The organism is Aeromicrobium sp. P5_D10, from assembly GCF_054049535.1.
The window spans coordinates 137,309-155,328 of the sequence record NZ_JBFUME010000001.1 but is presented as its reverse complement, the minus strand read 5'-3'; the positions used below and the strand labels follow the sequence as shown (position 1 = coordinate 155,328).

The 18,020-nt window shown below is 64.2% G+C and carries 16 protein-coding genes; 11 read left to right on the top strand and 5 right to left on the bottom strand.

The genetic code is table 11. From position 1 onward, the window contains the following. Positions 1-75: 75 nt before the first annotated feature. The 8 genes from pafA (at position 76) to ACXJKC_RS00775 (ending at position 9,085) form a co-directional block, all read left to right on the top strand. Positions 76-1,437, top strand: coding sequence for a Pup--protein ligase (gene pafA / locus ACXJKC_RS00810; protein WP_456694762.1), 1,362 nt, complete (start codon positions 76-78; stop codon positions 1,435-1,437). A gap of 69 nt (positions 1,438-1,506) precedes the next feature. Then, a complete protein-coding gene (locus ACXJKC_RS00805; protein ID WP_456694761.1) occupies positions 1,507-2,442 on the top strand; it encodes an FKBP-type peptidyl-prolyl cis-trans isomerase in 936 nt (311 codons plus the stop codon). Positions 2,443-2,454: 12 nt separating this feature from the next. After that, on the top strand, positions 2,455-3,426 hold the full coding sequence (locus tag ACXJKC_RS00800) for a helix-turn-helix transcriptional regulator (protein ID WP_456694760.1): 972 nt from the start codon (positions 2,455-2,457) through the stop codon (positions 3,424-3,426). Further along, the gene (locus ACXJKC_RS00795; RefSeq protein ID WP_456694759.1) at positions 3,423-4,385 is read left to right on the top strand and encodes a helix-turn-helix transcriptional regulator; all 963 of its coding nucleotides are present in this window, start codon (positions 3,423-3,425) and stop codon (positions 4,383-4,385) included. The genes ACXJKC_RS00800 and ACXJKC_RS00795 overlap by 4 nt, the downstream gene beginning before the upstream one ends. A gap of 10 nt (positions 4,386-4,395) precedes the next feature. Continuing rightward, on the top strand, positions 4,396-4,623 hold the full coding sequence (gene tatA, locus ACXJKC_RS00790) for a Sec-independent protein translocase subunit TatA (protein WP_456694758.1): 228 nt from the start codon (positions 4,396-4,398) through the stop codon (positions 4,621-4,623). 57 nt (positions 4,624-4,680) lie between these two features. Then, on the top strand, positions 4,681-5,448 hold the full coding sequence (tatC, locus tag ACXJKC_RS00785; RefSeq protein ID WP_456694757.1) for a twin-arginine translocase subunit TatC: 768 nt from the start codon (positions 4,681-4,683) through the stop codon (positions 5,446-5,448). Positions 5,449-5,467: 19 nt separating this feature from the next. Next, the gene (locus ACXJKC_RS00780) at positions 5,468-6,349 is read left to right on the top strand and encodes a diacylglycerol kinase (protein ID WP_456694756.1); all 882 of its coding nucleotides are present in this window, start codon (positions 5,468-5,470) and stop codon (positions 6,347-6,349) included. 9 nt (positions 6,350-6,358) lie between these two features. Then, entirely contained in the window at positions 6,359-9,085 is a 2,727-nt protein-coding gene (locus tag ACXJKC_RS00775; RefSeq protein ID WP_456694755.1) for a DEAD/DEAH box helicase, read from the top strand. 352 nt (positions 9,086-9,437) lie between these two features. On the opposite strand, the gene ACXJKC_RS00770 is transcribed toward ACXJKC_RS00775, so the two are convergent. Both ACXJKC_RS00770 and ACXJKC_RS00765 read right to left on the bottom strand, forming a co-directional pair. Further along, on the bottom strand, positions 9,438-10,373 hold the full coding sequence (locus tag ACXJKC_RS00770; protein WP_456694754.1) for a 5'-3' exonuclease: 936 nt from the start codon (positions 10,371-10,373) through the stop codon (positions 9,438-9,440). Between the two features lie 38 nt (positions 10,374-10,411). Then, entirely contained in the window at positions 10,412-11,905 is a 1,494-nt protein-coding gene (locus tag ACXJKC_RS00765) for a M20/M25/M40 family metallo-hydrolase (RefSeq protein ID WP_456694753.1), read from the bottom strand. 144 nt (positions 11,906-12,049) lie between these two features. Here ACXJKC_RS00765 and ACXJKC_RS00760 point away from each other — a divergent pair, with 144 nt between their 5' ends. The 3 genes from ACXJKC_RS00760 to ACXJKC_RS00750 are packed head-to-tail and all read left to right on the top strand — an operon-like array spanning position 12,050 to position 15,374. Further along, complete coding sequence (locus tag ACXJKC_RS00760) at positions 12,050-13,129, top strand: M24 family metallopeptidase (protein WP_456694752.1); 1,080 nt, start codon at positions 12,050-12,052, stop codon at positions 13,127-13,129. Further along, positions 13,126-14,652, top strand: coding sequence for an apolipoprotein N-acyltransferase (gene lnt, locus ACXJKC_RS00755; protein WP_456694751.1), 1,527 nt, complete (start codon positions 13,126-13,128; stop codon positions 14,650-14,652). Before ACXJKC_RS00760 ends, lnt begins: the two co-directional genes overlap by 4 nt. Beyond that, positions 14,649-15,374: a polyprenol monophosphomannose synthase gene (locus ACXJKC_RS00750; RefSeq protein ID WP_456694750.1), complete on the top strand. Its 726-nt coding sequence runs from the start codon at positions 14,649-14,651 to the stop codon at positions 15,372-15,374. Before lnt ends, ACXJKC_RS00750 begins: the two co-directional genes overlap by 4 nt. 63 nt (positions 15,375-15,437) lie before the next feature. On the opposite strand, the gene ACXJKC_RS00745 is transcribed toward ACXJKC_RS00750, so the two are convergent. The 3 genes from ACXJKC_RS00745 to ACXJKC_RS00735 form a co-directional block, all read right to left on the bottom strand. Then, positions 15,438-15,818 carry an RNA polymerase-binding protein RbpA gene (locus ACXJKC_RS00745; protein ID WP_456694749.1) on the bottom strand — a complete coding sequence of 127 codons (381 nt, stop codon included), beginning with the start codon at positions 15,816-15,818 and terminating at the stop codon, positions 15,438-15,440. A 73-nt stretch (positions 15,819-15,891) separates the two neighbouring features. Beyond that, a complete protein-coding gene (locus ACXJKC_RS00740) occupies positions 15,892-17,226 on the bottom strand; it encodes an MFS transporter (protein ID WP_456694748.1) in 1,335 nt (444 codons plus the stop codon). Next, the gene (locus ACXJKC_RS00735; RefSeq protein WP_456694747.1) at positions 17,223-17,993 is read right to left on the bottom strand and encodes a glycerophosphodiester phosphodiesterase family protein; all 771 of its coding nucleotides are present in this window, start codon (positions 17,991-17,993) and stop codon (positions 17,223-17,225) included. The genes ACXJKC_RS00740 and ACXJKC_RS00735 overlap by 4 nt, the downstream gene beginning before the upstream one ends. Between the last annotated feature and the right edge of the window lie 27 nt (positions 17,994-18,020).

Genomic DNA, 18,020 nt, shown 5'->3' with positions numbered 1-18,020 from the left:
TCGAGGATATCAGTGTGGATCGGCAGGTTTGCGCGTCATCCCGCGCAGTTGCGTCCACGCGACTAGGCTGAGGCTATGGACCGGCGGATCTTCGGTATCGAGAACGAGTACGGCGTCACGTGTTCTTTCAAGGGCCAGCGCCGGTTGTCTCCTGACGAGGTCGCCCGCTATCTGTTCAGGCGGGTCGTCTCGTGGGGGCGCAGCAGCAACGTGTTCTTGCGCAATGGCGCGCGTCTGTACCTCGACGTCGGCAGTCATCCCGAGTACGCGACGCCCGAGTGCGATGATCTCGTCGACCTGGTGACGCATGACCGTGCCGGTGAACGGATCCTCGAAGGCCTGATGCTCGACGCCCAGCAGAGACTGGCTGACGACGGTGTCGAGGGTGATATCTACCTGTTCAAGAACAACACCGACTCCGCTGGTAACTCCTATGGCTGCCACGAGAACTACCTGGTCAGCCGGCAAGGCGAATTCAGTCGCCTCGCCGACGTCCTGATCCCGTTCCTCGTGTCGCGTCAGATCATCTGTGGTGCCGGCAAGATCCAGCAGACGCCGCGTGGAACCATCTTCTCGGTCAGCCAGCGGGCAGAACACATCTGGGAAGGCGTGTCGAGTGCGACGACCCGCTCGCGCCCCATCATCAACACCCGTGACGAACCGCATGCCGACGCCGAACGGTTCCGCCGACTCCACGTCATCGTGGGCGACTCGAATATGAGTGAGACGACGACGCTGCTCAAGGTCGCCACGACCGATCTGGTCCTGCGCATGATCGAGGCAGGTGTCTCGATGCGCGATATGACCCTCGACAACCCGATCCGCGCGATCCGCGAGATCGCCCACGATATGACGGGCCGTCGCAAGGTGCAGTTGGCCAACGGCCGAGAGCTGTCCGCGCTGGAGATCCAGGCCGAGTACTTCGGCAAGGCGGCTGAGTTCGTCGACAAGAACGGCCTGCACACTCCGACCATCACCCGGGCGCTCGATCTGTGGGAGCGGACTCTCAAGGCCGTGGAGTCCGAAGACCTCTCACTCGTCGAGCGTGAGATCGACTGGGTCATCAAGTACAAGCTGCTCGACCGCTACCGCACGACCCACGACATGGGGTGGAGCGATCCGCGGATCGCCCAGCTCGATCTGGCCTATCACGACATCCGTCGCGATAGGGGGCTGTTCTATCTGCTCGAAAAGCGGGGCGCGGTAGCACGCGTCACGAAGGATCTCGACGTCTTTGCCGCCAAGTCGATACCGCCGCAGACGACTCGTGCGCGGCTGCGCGGCGACTTCATCAAGAAGGCGCAAGAACGACGTCGCGACTTCACGGTCGACTGGGTTCACCTCAAGCTCAACGACCAGGCACAACGCACGGTGCTGTGCAAGGACCCGTTCCGCTCGGAGGACGAGCGAGTGCAAAGACTCATCGACGGGATGTGACTGCACAGCCCTTGGTGATGGTCGTTACGATGAACCACGATTTGTGCCGTCCACTCAAAGGTCGTTATCGTGCGTCGAATTCTCTTGGCATCTGTTGCCACCAGCCTTGTTCTCGCAGGCTGCGGAAGTAACGACTCTGACGGCGGCGACGGTGGTAGCTCTGACCTCTCGTCGATCAAGGTCAGCTCGGCCAAGACGCCCAAGGTCACGGTCGAGAAGGGCTTCAAGGTCTCCAAGACCGAGACCGATGTCATCACCGAAGGTGGCGGCGACAAGCTCAAGGACGGCGACCTGGTCAAGGTCAACTACGCAGCGCTCAACGGACGCACGGGCAAGCAGTTCGACAGTTCCTACACGCGCGGCGTGCCGGTCACCTGGACACTCGACGCCAAGCAGATCTTTCCCGGCATCGTCAAGGGGCTGACCGATCAGAAGGTCGGCAGCCGCGTCGTGGTCGGCGTCTCCCCGAAGGACGGCTTCGGGGTCGACAAGAAGGAATTCGACATCAAGGCCGGCGACAGCCTGGTGTTCGTGTTCGACATCGTCTCCAAGGTGCCGACCGAGGTCACGGGCAAGGCCAAGAGCCTGCCGTCCGATCTGCCCAAGCTCAAGCTCGACAAGGACGGGCATCCGTCGGGCTTCACGCCGGGCGATGACGTGAAGAAGAAGCAGACCAAGCAGAGCCTGCACACTGTGATCGCCGGCGATGGCGCCAAGATCGAGAAGGGCCAGACCCTCACGGCACAGTACGTCGGCCAGGTCTACCCCGATGGTGCTGTGTTCGACGAGTCCTGGTCGAAGGCTCCAGCCAACTTCCCCGTCGGTACCGGCGGTTTGATCAAGTGCTGGGACGAGCTCCTGGTCGGACAGAAGCTCGGCAGCCGTGTTGTTCTGGTGTGCCCTGCCGACAAGGCGTACGGCGACACTCCCCAAGGCGATGTGATCAAAAAGGGCGACACGCTGATCTTCGCGATCGACCTGCTCGACGCAGCCGCCGCTTCCTGACATCCTCCTGTCATGGCCGAGCGCAAGACCGAGAGGTTGATGAACCTCATCTTCGCTCTGTTGGTGAGTCGTCAGTACCTGACGAAGGAACAGATCCGCGAGTCGATCGCGGACTACCGCGAGTCGAGTCCAGCTGCCTTCGATCGCAAGTTCGAGCGCGACAAGGAAGAGCTGCGCGAGCTCGGCATCAACGTCGAGACCGGGCAGAACGACAAATACTTCAACGACGAGCCGGGCTATCGGATCCGACGTGATGAGGCAGAGCTCCCAGACCTCGAGCTGACTCGTGAGGAAGCATCCGTGATCGGCCTGGCGACTCAGGTCTGGGAGCACGCGGGCTTGGCCAGCCAGTCGACGACTGCGCTGGTCAAGCTCAAAGCCATCGGCGTCGATGTCGACACCAGCGTCCTGCAAATGGCCGAACCCAGACTCTCCACCGACGAGCCGTCATTCGATGCCATGTGGGACGCCACGACCCGGCGTATCCCGATCACGTTCGCGTACGCCCGACCCAATGCCGAGCCGATGCTGCGGCACCTGGAGCCCTGGGGCATCATCTCGTGGCGCGATCGCTGGTATGTCGGAGGCTTCGACCTGGACCGCAATGAACGACGCCTCTTCCGGCTGTCGAGGGTCATCGGGGAGGTCGAGACGGCGGGGGAGCCGGGCTCGTACGTCATCCCGGACGGGATCGACATGAAGGAATTCGCCCGGGCGCTGTTCCCGCCCGCACCGCAGGAAGCCGCGGTGCTGCATGTCCGCACCGGACGCGGACAGTCATTGCGTCGATTGGCCGAGTCTGTGACGCCCATCGACAATGGGCTCGACGAGGTCCGCGTGCGCTATTCCTCGCCATGGGAGCTGGCTTCCGAAGTGGCGTCGTACGGCCCCGATGTCATGGTGATCTCTCCGCCCGATGTGCGCAGCGCCGTCATCACCCGGCTTCGCGCGGCGGTCGACGGTTCGATGGAGAACAGCGCGTGAGCCGGTCGCAGCAACAGGTCATCCGGATGCTCGCCCTCGTGCCGTACCTGCAGGGCAATGACGGTATCCCGGTCAATGAAGTGGCCGCCGAATTCGGCGTGACACCCAAAGTGATCCGCAATGACCTGCGTCTGCTGATGTACACCGGGACGGGCGAGTACGCCGGCGAGCTGATCGACTTCGATCTCACGGCCCTGGAACGCGATGGCATCGTCCATATCCGCGACGCCGATTTCATGACGCGTCCTTTGCGGATCAACGCACGTGAAGGCATAGCGTTGATCGTGGCTCTGCGGACCTTGCGGGCATCGGCGAGCGGATCTGAGCTGACCGTCATCGACAGCGCACTTGCCAAAGTCGAAAGCGCCGTCGGCGACACCGTCTCGGCCCCAGTCGACATCGTGCTCGACGATGTCGACGCCGAGATCCACGCCAACATCGTGCGTGCCCTGAGCACGGGCAAGCGGCTCGAACTGTCGTACGCGACCGCGACCCGTGATGAACGGACGGAGCGTCAGGTCGACCCACGTCGGCTCTTCACCGAGCAGGGCAAGTTGTATCTCGAAGCGTGGTGCCTCAAGGCCGAGGACCTGCGATTCTTCAGGCTCGACCGGATCCTGCGCGCCGACGTCAGCGAGATCGACGTGGAAGATCATGATGCATCGCCGCGTGACTTGTCGGACGGCTTCTTCACGGTGGGCGAACAAACCCCCTTTGTTCTCGTGGATCTGCATCCGCGGGCCCATTGGTTGACCGAGTACTACCAGGTCGACCTGTTGGAGCGATCAGACGACGGGGTCTGGCGGGCCAAGATCTACGGTGCCGACCTGGGCTGGCTGCGCCGCCTGGTGCTTCGCAATGCCGGGTCGGTGACCGTCATCGCGCCCGAGACAGTGCGCTCACAAGTTATTGAGGACGCTCGCGTAGCCTTGCTGGCGTACGATGAAGATCGGACTTGAAGGAGTCATCATGCCGAATCTGGGTACCACGGAAATTCTGCTCATCCTTGCGGTAGTGATCCTGCTGTTCGGTGCCAAGAAATTGCCTGAGCTTGCCCGCGGATCGGGTAAGGCTCTGCGGATCTTCAAGACCGAGGTCAAGGCCTTGCACGATGATGACGACAAGGACGCGCCGAAGCCCGCGTCACTGGAAACCACCGAGGCGACTGATCGGGACATCAAGCGCGAACAGGGCTGACGTTTGGCGCTGAAGCGCGGCAAGCCAGCCCCTGCACCGGGCGGCACGATGCCGCTCATGGAACATTTGCGCGAACTGCGCAGCCGCTTGGTGCGAGCGGTCCTCGCTGTCCTCGTGGCGACAATCATCGCCTGGATCTTCTACGACCCGGTGTTGGATTTCCTGACCCGTCCGTACGACAAGATCCAGCCGCTGCTCCTGGAGCGCGGGATCGAATCGAATATTGTCATCACCGGCATCGGCGGTGCATTCCAGTTCCAGCTGAAGATATCGCTCGTGACCGGGATACTGCTGTCGAGCCCGGTGTGGATCTGGCAGGCATGGGCGTTCATCCTGCCGGCCCTGCATCGCAATGAAAAGCGCTGGGCGGTCCTGCTCACCGCGACGGCCGCACCCCTGTTCGTGGGCGGCGCAGCGCTGGCCTACGTCGTGCTCCCCAAGGCGATCGATGTCTTGATCGGCTTCGTCCCCGACGGGGTCGACAACCTCGTGACCGGGGCGGAGTATTTCGACTTCATCGTGCGCATGATGCTCGTCTTCGGTGTGGCAGCTGAGATCCCGCTCGTCGTGATCATGCTGAACCGCCTCGGGATCGTGTCCGGACGCCAGCTGGCCGGCGCACGTCCGTGGACCATCGTCGGGATCTTCGTGTTCGCAGCTGTCGCGACGCCGAGCACGGATCCGTTGTCGATGCTGTTCCTGGCAGTGCCCATGACCGTGCTCTACATGATCTCCGAGATCATCGCCCGGGTGACAGATCGGCGTCGCGCGAAGGAAGCTCCGGTCGAACTGCGCGACGACGAAGTATCCCCACTCGACGACTGAGTCGCACTACGCTGCTGCCATGCACCTTGCGCTTGTGGTCAATCCCACGTCCGGCAAGAAGCGCGGCGAATCGATCGCTGCTCTCGCCGCCGCCCAGTTGCATGACGGCGGACATACGACCTGCACGATCCAGGGCGCCGACGCGTCCACGGCACGCGATCAGCTCAAGCAGGCGATCGACGCGGGGCTGGACGGAGTGCTCGTGGTGGGCGGCGATGGTGCGCTGCACGGGGTGCTTGACCACGTGGCCGACACGGATCTGGTCTTCGGCCTGATCCCTGCCGGAACCGGCAATGACACGGCCCGCTCGCTCGGCATTCCGGTCAAGGATATTGCGGCCGCGGTCGGCATCGTCCTCGACGGGCACATCCGGACGATCGATCTGGCTCGGGCCGACCAGGCCTACGTCGCGACGGTCATCGCGTCCGGCTTCGACTCCAAGGTCAACGAACGTGCCAATGCCATGACGTGGCCGCAAGGCAATATGCGCTACAACATCGCGATCGTCAAGGAGTTGCGCGAGTTCTCACCGCTGCCGTTCGAGATCACGCTCGACGGTGTGACGATCGAGCGCGAAGCCATGCTGGTCGCGGTGGGCAATGGCCCATCGTTCGGCGGCGGGTTGCGTATCTGCGAGGGCGCGCTGATGGACGACGGACTGCTCGACGTCGTGGTGATCAATCCGGTCAGCAAAGGCAAGTTCCTGCGCGTCTTCCCGAAGCTCTACAAGGGAACACATGTCACCTTGCCCGAGTTCGAACGCCATCGCGTGCGCGAGGTGACGCTGTCATCTCCGGGGATCGTGGCCTATGGCGACGGTGAACGCCTGGGACCGCTGCCGATGACCACGACGGTGCACCCCGGAGCGTTGCGTGTGTTCGCTCCACGATCGCCCGCGTAGTCTGGAGGCATGACCTCGCCGGCCGAAAAGTACGCCCAATCCCGCGCCAGCAGACAGTACCCGCACCTGGCCGAGTTCCGGGGCCTTTACGAGTTCGGGCTCGACGGATTCCAGGTCGAGGCGTGCAAGGTCGTCGAGGACGGTCACGGGGTCCTCGTGGCCGCACCGACCGGTTCCGGCAAGACGCTGGTGGGGGAGTTCGCGGTTCACTTGGCGCTCGCAACGGGTCGCAAGTGTTTCTACACCACGCCGATCAAGGCGCTGTCGAATCAAAAGTTCGCAGATCTCGTCGACCGCTACGGTGCCGACAACGTCGGGCTGCTGACCGGCGACAACACGATCAACGGCGAAGCCCCGATCGTCATCATGACGACCGAAGTCTTGCGCAATATGCTGTACGCCGGTTCGCGCACGCTCGACACCCTCGGCTACGTCGTGATGGACGAGGTGCACTATCTGGCCGATCGGCTGCGCGGCGCGGTGTGGGAGGAGGTCATCATCCACCTGCCCGAGTCGGTCTCGGTCATCTCGTTGTCGGCGACGGTCTCGAACGCCGAGGAGTTCGGCGACTGGCTCACCGAGGTGCGCGGCGACACCGTCACGATCGTCGAGGAACGCCGGCCGATCCCGCTGCACCAGCATGTTCTGGTGGGCCGGACCCTCTATCCGTTGTTCGAGCCGAGTCGGGACGACCGTGGCGTCGAGGTCAACAGGGCGTTGGAACGGCTCGCGCGTGATGACTGGCAGATGAGCCGCATGATGAAAGGCCACAAGTCCAAGGGCGGCAAGCGTCCGCGTAGCCGCAATCGGACGCCCAGTCGGGTCGAGGTCGTCGAACGTCTCGATGCCGAAGGCCTGTTGCCCGCGATCAACTTCGTGTTCAGCAGGGCCGGGTGCGCGCAGGCGGTTCAGCAGTGTCTCGATGCCCGCATCACGTTGACGACACCGGACGAGCAGGCCGAGATCGGCGCTTTCGTCGATGCAGCATGCTCGCATCTGCCCGATAACGATCTTCATGTGCTGGGCTTCTACGAGTTCCGCGACGGATTGGTGCGCGGAATTGCCGCCCACCATGCCGGAATGCTTCCGACGTTCAAAGAATGCGTCGAAGATCTGTTCAGCGCAGGATTCGTCAAGGTCATCTTCGCGACCGAGACGTTGGCATTGGGCATCAATATGCCCGCCCGGTCCGTCGTGATCGAGAAGCTGTCGAAATGGAACGGTGAAACGCACGCCAACATCACGCCGGGGGAGTACACCCAGCTCACCGGACGGGCGGGCCGGCGCGGTATCGACGTCGAAGGACATGGAGTCGTGCTGTGGCAGCAGGGACTCGATCCGAAGCAAGTGGCCGGACTGGCCAGCACCCGCACGTACCCGCTGAACTCGTCGTTCCACCCGTCGTACAACATGGCGGTCAACCTGGTGGGCCAGGTCGGCCGCGGGACCGCCCGCGATCTGCTGGAGCAGTCGTTCGCCCAGTTCCAGGCCGACCGCGCCGTTGTCGGGCTGGCACGTCAGATCCGCAAAGCCGACGAGGCGCTGGAGGGCTACCGCGAGAAGGTCGTGTGCGAGCTGGGTGACTTCATGGAGTACGCCTCCTTGCGTCGCGACCTCAGCGATATCGAGGCGACGGGCTCGAAGGCACGACGCCAAGCCGAGCGAGACGAGGTCATCGCCTCGCTGGTGCGGCTCAAGCCCGGCGACGTCATCCATGTGCCTGTGGGTAAATTCGCCGGTCTCGCAGTCGTCCTGGACCCCGGCAAGGCCAGCGACTCCGAAGGCCCGCGCCCCATGGTGCTGACTGCCAACCGGCATGCTCGACGACTCGCGATGATCGACTTCCCCACACCTGTCGAACCCATCACGACGATGCGGATCCCCAAATCGTTCAGCTCCCGTAACCCGCAGGCACGACGTGACCTGGCCTCGGCGCTGCGTAGCCACGCCGACAAAGTGTCATGGCACCACACCAAGGCATATCGGGCCCAGCCGACCCGTGAGGATCCACGCATCGGCGTGATTCGCGAGAAGCTGCGTGACCATCCCTGCCATCAATGTCCCGATCGTGAGTCACACGCGCGGTGGGCGGAGCGTTACCTCAAGCTCGAACGCGATACCCGCAACCAGCGTGGACGTATTGAGCAGCGCACCAATACCGTGGCACGCCAGTTCGATCGGGTGTGCCAGGTGCTCGATGTCTTGGGCTATCTCGACGGCGACGAGGTGACACCAGACGGGATGCGGCTGAAGCGTCTCTACAGCGATCTCGACCTCTTGGTGAGCGAATGCCTGCGTCAGGGCACGTGGGACGATCTGGATGCCGCTGAGCTGGCGGCCGTGGTCAGCGGTCTGACGTTCGAATCGCGCAATGCCGATGACGTGCCGATGCCGCAGTTCCCCACGCAGATGGTGCGGGAAGCGGCCGCGACGATGAACGAACTGTGCGCCGACCTGCAGCAGCTCGAGCGTGAGCATCGGGTCAAGTTCCTGCGAACCCCCGATTTCGCATTCGCCGGTGCCGTGTGGTCCTGGTGCAACGATGCGACGCTCGACGAGGTGCTCACCGACATGGACCTCGCGGCAGGTGACTTCGTCCGCGCCATGAAGCAGTTGATCGATGTCGTCGCTCAGATCGCCGACGCCGCAGGACCCGGCCCGCTGCGCAAGACGGCCCGTGAGGCGCTCGACGAGTTGCGCCACGGCGTCGTCAGCTACACCAGCATCAGCGCCTGACCCGTTGGCGGTGGATCTGCAACCTTCGGCTGGGTCGGTTTACCACGGTCCCGCGGCAAGCTGGCTCCGCCCGCAGGAAGCTTTCCGCGGGCGGACAGCGTTTGCCGCGGGAAGACGACCGTCCTGCCCCGGAATGACGTTCAGGTCGCGATTGGATGACGCTGCGCCTAGCGCGTGACGTCCGGTCTGTGGAGACGTTTCGGGCCGGGTCGACCCCGTCTTCCCGCGGCAAGCTGGCTCTGCCCTCAGGAAGTTTCCCGCGGGCAGAGCGTGTTTGCCGCGGGACCGTGGTAAACCGACATTGTTGGCCGCGAAATGATGTTGAGATTTCACCTCCCCGGGGCGGGAGCGGTCAGGCAGTTTGACGTGCCGCGAGGGCTCGCTCCGTGACGCCGCCGAGGCCCCACGTCGTGCCGAACGATGTGAAGGCAGGAACATCGGTCTCAGCAAGCAGCACGGGCAGCTCGCAGACGTCGCGTCGAACGGCCACGACCTCGCGGGCCGCCGCGATGTAGTCGACCGAGTCGAGCAGCGACTGGCGCACACGTGGTTTGATCGACGAGTCGGGGTCGAGCGCGGCCGCTGCGATGCCTTCCAGGTCGCCGAACTCTTCGAGGAGGACGGCGGCGGTCTTGTCGCCGATTCCGGCCACTCCCGGAAGTCCGTCGGAGGCATCGCCGCGCATGACCGCGAAGTCGACGTAGGAGGCCGCGTCGATACCGTATTTGGCGCGTAGCCAGGCATTGTCGACGACTTCGTGTTTCGAGACGCCTTTCGCGACGTAGAGGACCCTGACGTCGCGCGCATCGTCCACGAGCTGGAAGAGATCGCGGTCGCCGGTCACGATGTCGACGGGACCATCCCACAGTCGCGACAGCGTCCCGATCACGTCGTCGGCCTCGGCGTCCGCTGCACCGACGACGGGGATCCCGAGCAGACCGAATGCCTCGGCGATCAGCGGGACCTGCGGGCCCAGGAGACCGTCGGTCGTGTCGGCTTCAGCGCCTTGTGCGTCGAGGCGCTGAGTCTTGTAGGTGTCGATCAGATCGACTCGCCACTGAGGTCGCCAGTCGTCGTCCCAACAGGCCACGACGGCCTCGGGAGCGTACTGGGTCGTCAGCGAGGAGGTGAAGTCCAAGATCCCCCTCAGCGCATTGACCGCCGTCCCGTCAGGAGCCTTCAGCGTCTTCGGGATCCCGAAGAAGGCACGAAAGTACAGGCTTGCGCTGTCGAGCAGCAGGAGTCGACCGTGGGGCACGTCTTGAGAAGGCACAGTTTGAGAAGACACAGCCCGAGCCTAGGACATACCCCACGGTCGAACCTGGATCAACGGCTGTGCACGTCCCCGTGCGCGATGCCGCGCTTGGAGCTCAGCTTCTTGGCCGAGGCCTTCGACTTCTTGGCATCGCCGTACAGGCCCTTCTTCGACAGCGCCAGCGCACCGACCGAATGAGCGGCTGCATCGCCCAGCTGATCGAGCGCCTTGGTGCTGATATTGCTGATCGTGTCGCATGCCTGGTGGTAGCACTTGTCGTACGCGACACCGGCCGTCCCACCGAACAGCGCGACCTCGGCGGGCGTCTTGACGCCTTCAGCGCCACTGAAGAGACCCCCGGCCGGAATGCCGACCTCGATGAACGGTCCGTAGTCGGAGCGTCCGTCGAATGCTGTGGGCGCGGTCGCGAGCTTCTTCTTGGCGAAGTACTTCAAGAAGACCTGCTCGATCTCGGCCGAGCCCGCCGGCCCAGCATTGCCGTCCTCCGAACCGTCTCCGTCATAGACGAAGCGGGCGAAGTTCGGCGAACCCAGCATGTCGAAATTGAGGTTGGCGTAGATCTTGGCGCGCTGGGCATCGGACAGGGCGCCGACGTAGTGGTACGAGCCGAGCAGTCCCTTCTCCTCAGCACCCCAGAAGGCGAACCGCACGGGTCGGACAGCCTTCTTGGCCATACCCGTCTTCTTGAACTGCTTGGCGATCTCGAGCACCGCAGCGGTTCCGCTGCCGTTGTCGTTGATACCCGGACCGGCGGCGACACTGTCGAGGTGCGCTCCGACAACCACGACCTGGTCAGGATTCTTGGTCTTGCGCGGCAGGTCGGCGATGATATTGCTGGTCTGCCGGTTGAGGTCGACCTCGGTCTTGGCCGTGACACGCACGGTCGCACCCGGTGTCGCGGCAAGGGCAGCACCGTCGGCGAACGAGGTGCCGACGACGGGAATGTCGACCGGATTGCCGAGAGTTCCCGTCAGCAGCTCCTGACGTCCCTCCTGGCCCTCGTTGAAGATGATCGCAGCGTCGTAGCCTGCCGCTTGCGCATTGGCGGCCTTGACGCCGAAGTCACAGGTTCCGCGCTGAATCAATGCCACGGCGGGATCGGGTCCGGGGGCCGGGAAATCGGCGGCTTCGCAGCCGGACGGCGCGGTGCCGGCCTCTCCTGGCGGGATCGTCAGGTTGATCGCAGTCACCGGTCCAGTGACGTCGCCCGAACCGGAGTAGTCGAATGCCGCGGTCTCGATCTGTTTGGCGACCGGCGTCACCTGGGCAAGGGTCGCCGGCTCGAGATCGCGGCTGAACGCGAAGGTGAAGGTCTGCTTCTTGACCTTGTACCCGGCCCGACGAAGCTCCTTGGCCACATAATCGGCCGACTGATCATAGCCCGGAAGCCCCGAGGCCCGGGTGCCTTCATTGCGATTGGCGATGACCTGCAATTGACGCAAGGTCTTGAGCTGACCGTTGACGGTGACAGCTTTGGTGAGTCGTTTCGTGTCGACTCCGGATGTGTGCTTGTTGCCGGCCTCTGCGGGTGCAGTGACCAACATGCTGCTCGTCAACGCGACGGCAGCGGCAGAAAACAGTGCTCTGCGCATAAGGACCCCCCGATCCTGGACAATGATTTCTTCACAGTAGGTCAGCAAATACGGTCTGTCATCTGGGGAGAAACGCCGGGTAGGTATCGTCGTCATGTGAGTACATGGCGCAAGGCACAGGAACTGGCAGCTTCCCGGGGGATCGATGCCCTGCTCGTGACACCCGGAGCGGATCTTCGTTATCTGACCGGATATGTCGCGCTGCCGCTGGAACGGTTGACCTGCCTGGTGCTCCCGGCAGTCGGCGCACCGACGCTCGTCGTGCCGGCATTGGAACGCCAGGCCGCTGTCGCATCAGGAGTCGACGTCGACATCGCCACGTGGACCGAGACCGAGGACCCGTTCGCCTTGGTTGCCCGGCTCGTCGGCGATGTCGCCACGATCGGGCTGGACGATCACATGTGGGCCTCGCGGGTGTTCTCCTTCGGAGAGGCGATGCCCCAGACCGATCAGGTGCTCGCCGGCGCGCTGGTGCAGGAGCTCCGTATCCGCAAGAGCACCGAAGAGGTTGCGGCGCTGCGTGAGGCGGGCCTGGCAATCGACAGCGTCCATTCGCGCGTCCACGAATGGCTGCGCCCCGGACGCACGGAACGTGAGGTGGGTGCCGATATCGCCGCAGCGATTCTCGAGGCCGGTCACGAAACCGTCGACTTCGTCATCGTCGGATCAGGCCCGAATGGGGCGTCGCCGCACCATGAGCTGTCCGACCGGGTCATCGAAGCAGGCGATCCTGTCGTGGTCGACATCGGCGGGACGATGCCGTCGGGCTATTGCTCGGACTCGACCCGCAACTACCTGGCCGGCGGCAGCGTCGACGCCGAGTATGCCGAGGCCTATGCGGTGTTGGAGGCCGCGCACCAGGCACAGCGCGACCATGCCCGTCCCGGCGTGACCGCCGAGTCGGTCGATGCGATCGGTCGCCAGATCATCGCGGACGCCGGCTACGGAGATCTGTTCATCCATCGGACCGGCCACGGCATCGGCCAGGAGACGCACGAAGAGCCCTACATCGTCGAAGGCAATGACCTCGTTCTCGAAGAGGGTATGGCGTTCTCGATCGAGCCCGGAATCTACTTCGAGGGCCGCTTCGGTGCCCGTATCGAAGATATCGTCGTGTGCTCGGCCGACGGTCTCGAAGTGCTCAACAACACTCCGCGCGGACTCGCCGCCCTGTGAACCCCACCCGCCTCGGGTGGACTTCGAAGCTCGGTTGGAAGGAGGCTTGGCCGGCAGCCGCAGCGCTGGGGGTCCTGTCCTCACTCAACTTCGATCCGGTCGGTCTGCCATTCGCCATGGTCGTCGGCGTCGCCGGACTCATCTGGCTCGCCCGTGGGCTCGATGGCGCGCGCAAGCGGACCGTTGCGGTCACGGGAGTGTTGTACGGGCTGGGCTTCATGGGTCCGCTGATCTGGTGGATGAACGCCGTCAGCAGCGGCGCGTACGTAGCGCTGGTCCTGGCCGAAACTCTGTTCTTCATCCCGATCATGCTCGCGCTGCGGGCCGCGGTTCGACTGCGGTGGTGGCCATTGGCCGGCGCCGGGGTCTGGGTCGCGGGGGAGTGGGCCCGTGGGGGATTCCCCTTCACGGGCTTCCCTTGGGGACGGCTGGCCCACACGTCTATCGACACGCCCTTCGCGTCCTACGCACGCCTCGTGGCGATGCCCGGTACGAGTGCGCTGATATTCGGCGTCGCCGCTTTGCTTGTCGTGATCGTCATCGGACCGGCACGCCGAACCAGACTGGCCGCCGCGGCCGCAGTCCTGGCACTCGCCGCCCTGGGGGCGCTGCTGCCCACCGGGATCGCCGGGGCCGACGGGACCAGGCAGGTGGCACTGATCCAGGGCGATGTGCCCGGTGTCTTCCTCACGTGGCCTCGTGGAGAGATCCTCGACCTGCATCTGGCCGAGACGGCTCGTCTGGCCGACCGCATCGAGGCGGGCGACGCCCCGCGACCGGACATGGTGCTATGGCCTGAGAACGCCACCGACATCGACCCCTACAACAATCAACTGGTGCGCGATCAGATCGAGGCATTGTCGGCCCGTATCGGTGCTCCGATCCTGGTGGGCGGCTTGTTCGACGGACCGACCGTCGACACGTCGTACAACGCCGGCGTCGTGTGGACGAAGGACGGACCGGGGGATCGATACGTCAAGCTCAAACCGGTGCCGTTCGGAGAGTACGTCCCCTTCCGCAAGCAGGCCGGATTCATCTTCGAGCGACTCGCGCGTGACATTCCGCGCGATATGCTCGCGGGCGACGAACCCGGCGCCATGACGATCGGCGACACCCGGATCGGCGACACGATCTGCTACGACATCGCCTACGACGGCGTCACCCGTCGGGCGATCGACGCAGGTGCCCAGATGATCGTCGTACAGACCAGCAACGCCGCCTTCACCGGCACATCACAGCCGGAGCAGCAGTGGGACATCTCGCGGCTGCGCGCGATCGAGACCGGCCGCTGGGTCACCGTCCCGTCGACCAACGGAATCAGCGGAGTCGTCGATCCCACCGGGCGGGTCGTCGAGCGGGCGCCGATGCATCAGCCCGCCACGATCAGCTCGACCGTGACTCTCGCATCGGGCAGTACCCCGGCGCTTGTCATCGGCCGATACCTTGAGTGGGCGCTGGTCGTCCTGGGAGTGGGAGCCTGGTGGGCCGGAACACGACGTCGTAATCAGGGGAGCACCGCATGAAGGCACTGGTCATCGTTCCGACCTACAACGAATCGGCGAATCTCCAGCCGATCATCGAACGGATTCACCAGGCCCAGCCTCAGCTCGACGTCCTGGTGGCCGACGACGGCTCGCCTGACGGCACAGGGGAGATCGCCGACCGACTGGCCGCGGCAGATCCACGCGTCCACGTGCTGCATCGCACGTCGAAGCAAGGGCTCGGCTCGGCCTATCGAGCCGGCTTCGCCTGGGGGCTGGCGCGTGACTACGACACATTCCTCGAAATGGACGCCGACGGATCGCATCGTCCCGAAGATCTCTCCCAGATCCTCGCCGCCAGCGCCGGCGGTGCGGACCTCGTGCTCGGATCACGCTGGGTACCCGGAGGCGCCGTCGTCAACTGGCCCTGGCACCGCCGGTTGATATCGCGTGGCGGAACCTTCTATGCCCGGCTGATGCTCGGCATACCGGTCAAGGATGCGACCGGGGGCTTTCGGGCCTTCAAACGCTCGACACTCGAGAGACTGCCGCTGAGCGAGGTTGCGTCTCAGGGGTACTGCTTCCAGATCGACATGGCTCGCCGCGTCATCGCGGACGGGATGTCCGTCGTGGAGGTTCCCATCACCTTCGTCGAACGTGAACGCGGTGAATCCAAGATGAGCGGCGCAATCGTCCGCGAGGCCCTGTGGCGGGTCACGCTGTGGGGACTGGGCCGCCTCGTCCCGGCCAGATTCCGTAGCTGAGCGGCGGCGGGGCAAAAAGAAAGGACCCCGAGCTGAGTCGGGGTCCTCTTTCAGCGCGTCCGGCTAGGCGCTCTTCTTCTTTTTGCTCGGTCGGTGCAGATGCGGCGGACCGATCTCTCCGCCACGCAGCAGCGCTAGGCGCTCCGTGAGGATCTCTTCGAGCTCGTCGACTGACCGACGCTCCAACAGCATGTCCCAATGGGTGCGGATCGGCTTCTCAGCCTTGCCTTCCGGCTTGACACCGCCCGCAAGCTCGCCGATCTGACCGGTCTTGGGATCTTCCCACTCGAACGGAATCTCGGCCTCGTCGGCCATCGTCACCGAGAAGGTGTGACCGTCCGGGCACACGTACTCGACCTGCTGCCGGGGAGCCATCTCCACGCCGCGTTCGTCCTCGAAGCTCTGGGTTCCGAGCCGAGCACCTCGCAATGCACGTTCAGCCATGTCCCTCCCCTTTCAAGAGCGTTACGTACATACAACGTAGGGCACGCAGATGAAATTCCCCTGAACGGAGATCTCATGCATCGATTGCACGATCCCCTTCCAGAGCCGGTACCCGCAAGAGTGCGAGGAGCCCGGCCAGGAGCACGATCATGATGCCGACGATGCCCCAGCGATCGTCACCGAAGATGAACGCGAAGAGGCCGAAAAGCGTCGGCGCCAGGAACGAGGCGGCCCGGCCCGTCATGGCGTAGAGGCCGAAATGCTGGCCCTCTTTGCCCGGGGGAGTCAGTCGGACGAGGTAGGTACGTGACGCTGATTGGGCCGGGCCGACGAACAGACACAGCACGAGACCGAAGATCCAGAATCCGATCATGCCTTCGACAAACAGCAAGATGAGTCCCGCGCCGAGCATCGACAGCAATGAGACCGTGATGACACGGCGCGGACCGAGACGGTCGTCGAGTCTGCCCGCCACGATCGCGCCGCCGGCCGCAGCAACATTGGCCGCGATACCGAAGGGAATGACGGTGTCGTCGGTGAACCCGTACACGCTGACGGCGATCACGGCGCCGAAGGTGAAGACCCCGGCCAGGCCGTCGCGGTACAGAGCGCTCGCGATCAGGAAGGCAAGGGTCTGTCGGTCGTTGCGCCACATCGTGCGCAGTTCGGCGAACAGAACCCGGTACGACTGGGCGAATCCGACGCTGGGCAGCGGGCTGGCGTCGGCTGGCAGTTCGGGGACGGTGAACAGCACTGGCAACGAGAAGACCAGGAACCAGACCGCAGCGACCACCGCGACCCAGCGGATATTGAGACCGTTCTCGGTGGACACGCCCAGCATGCCGCCATCACCGGCTATCAGGCCGACGTAGACGATCAACAACAGTGCGATTCCGCCGAGATATCCGAACGCCCAACCGAGGCCCGAAACGCGTCCGACATTCTCGGGTGTCGAGACTTGACGCAGCATTGCGAAATAGGGCACTTGGGCCAGCTCGAACAGGACTGTCCCGATCGCGATCAGGAGCAGTCCGAGCCACAAGTAGTCATGGCGTTCTTCGACCAGGAACATCAACGCCGTCACGGCCACGACCGACAGGGTCAGCAGTCCGAGGCTGCGTTTGCGGTGTCCGGAACCGTCAGAGCGCTGTCCCATGACCGGCGCGAGGATCGCGATGACCAGACTCGCTGCGCCGATCGACCAGCCGAGCCAGGAACTGGCCGAAATGGGACCCGGCAGTTCGTCGCCGACGGCATCGGTCAGATAGACCGAGAACACGAAGGTCACGATCACGGCGTTGAAAGCCGCCGAACCCCAATCCCACAGGCTCCAGGCGATGACCGCCTTGCGTTGGGTGGCCGAAGCCACCGCCGCCGAGACCACTGAGTCTTGGGCATGATCGCTCATCTGGGTTCCCTCCAGGTTCCTCGCGCCACGAGGACGTCCTTGAGGACGTCGGTGCGGTCGGTGACGATTCCGTCGACTCCAAGATCGAGCAGCCGGTTCATCTGGTCGGCGTCATCGATCGTCCAGACATGTACTTGCATGCCCAGGGTGTGGGCCCGCTGCAGGAACCGCGGGGTGACCACCGTGAACCGGCCGCGGGTGGCCGGAACCTGCAAACACACCGGGGCCTTCGGTCCGAACAGCTTGAGCACCCAGGTGGGTAGCAGCCGGACGGCAGCTACCTCAACGCTCGACCCGGAGGTCGCGACACTGCGCAGTCGTTTGCGTACACGACGCAACCGGCGATACGAGAACGACGCCAGCAGCGTGCGATTCTCCGTGCCGAGCGCCTCGATCAGTGAGCATGTCGACTCGACGACGTCATCGGACTTGAGATCGATGTTGAGCCGTGCATCGGGGAACGTCTCATAAAGCGCCTCGAGACGCGCGAACGGTTCGCGTTGGTCGAGGCGCTGCAGATCGAGGGCCTCGGCGGTCAATGCTGATACCGAATCGCTGCTGCCGGTCAGCCGGTCCAGAGCTGCGTCGTGGATCGCGTAGACGATCCCGTCCGACGACGATCTGACATCGGTCTCGAGATAGCGGAACCCCAACCGATAGGCATGTGCGAATGCCGCGAGCGAGTTCTCGATCCCGACGTTGTCCGCCACCTTCGAGCCGCCACGATGCGCGAATGCGAGCGGGGGAGGGTCGAGATAGCCGGGCACACCGTCACGCTATGCCCTGATAGGGGC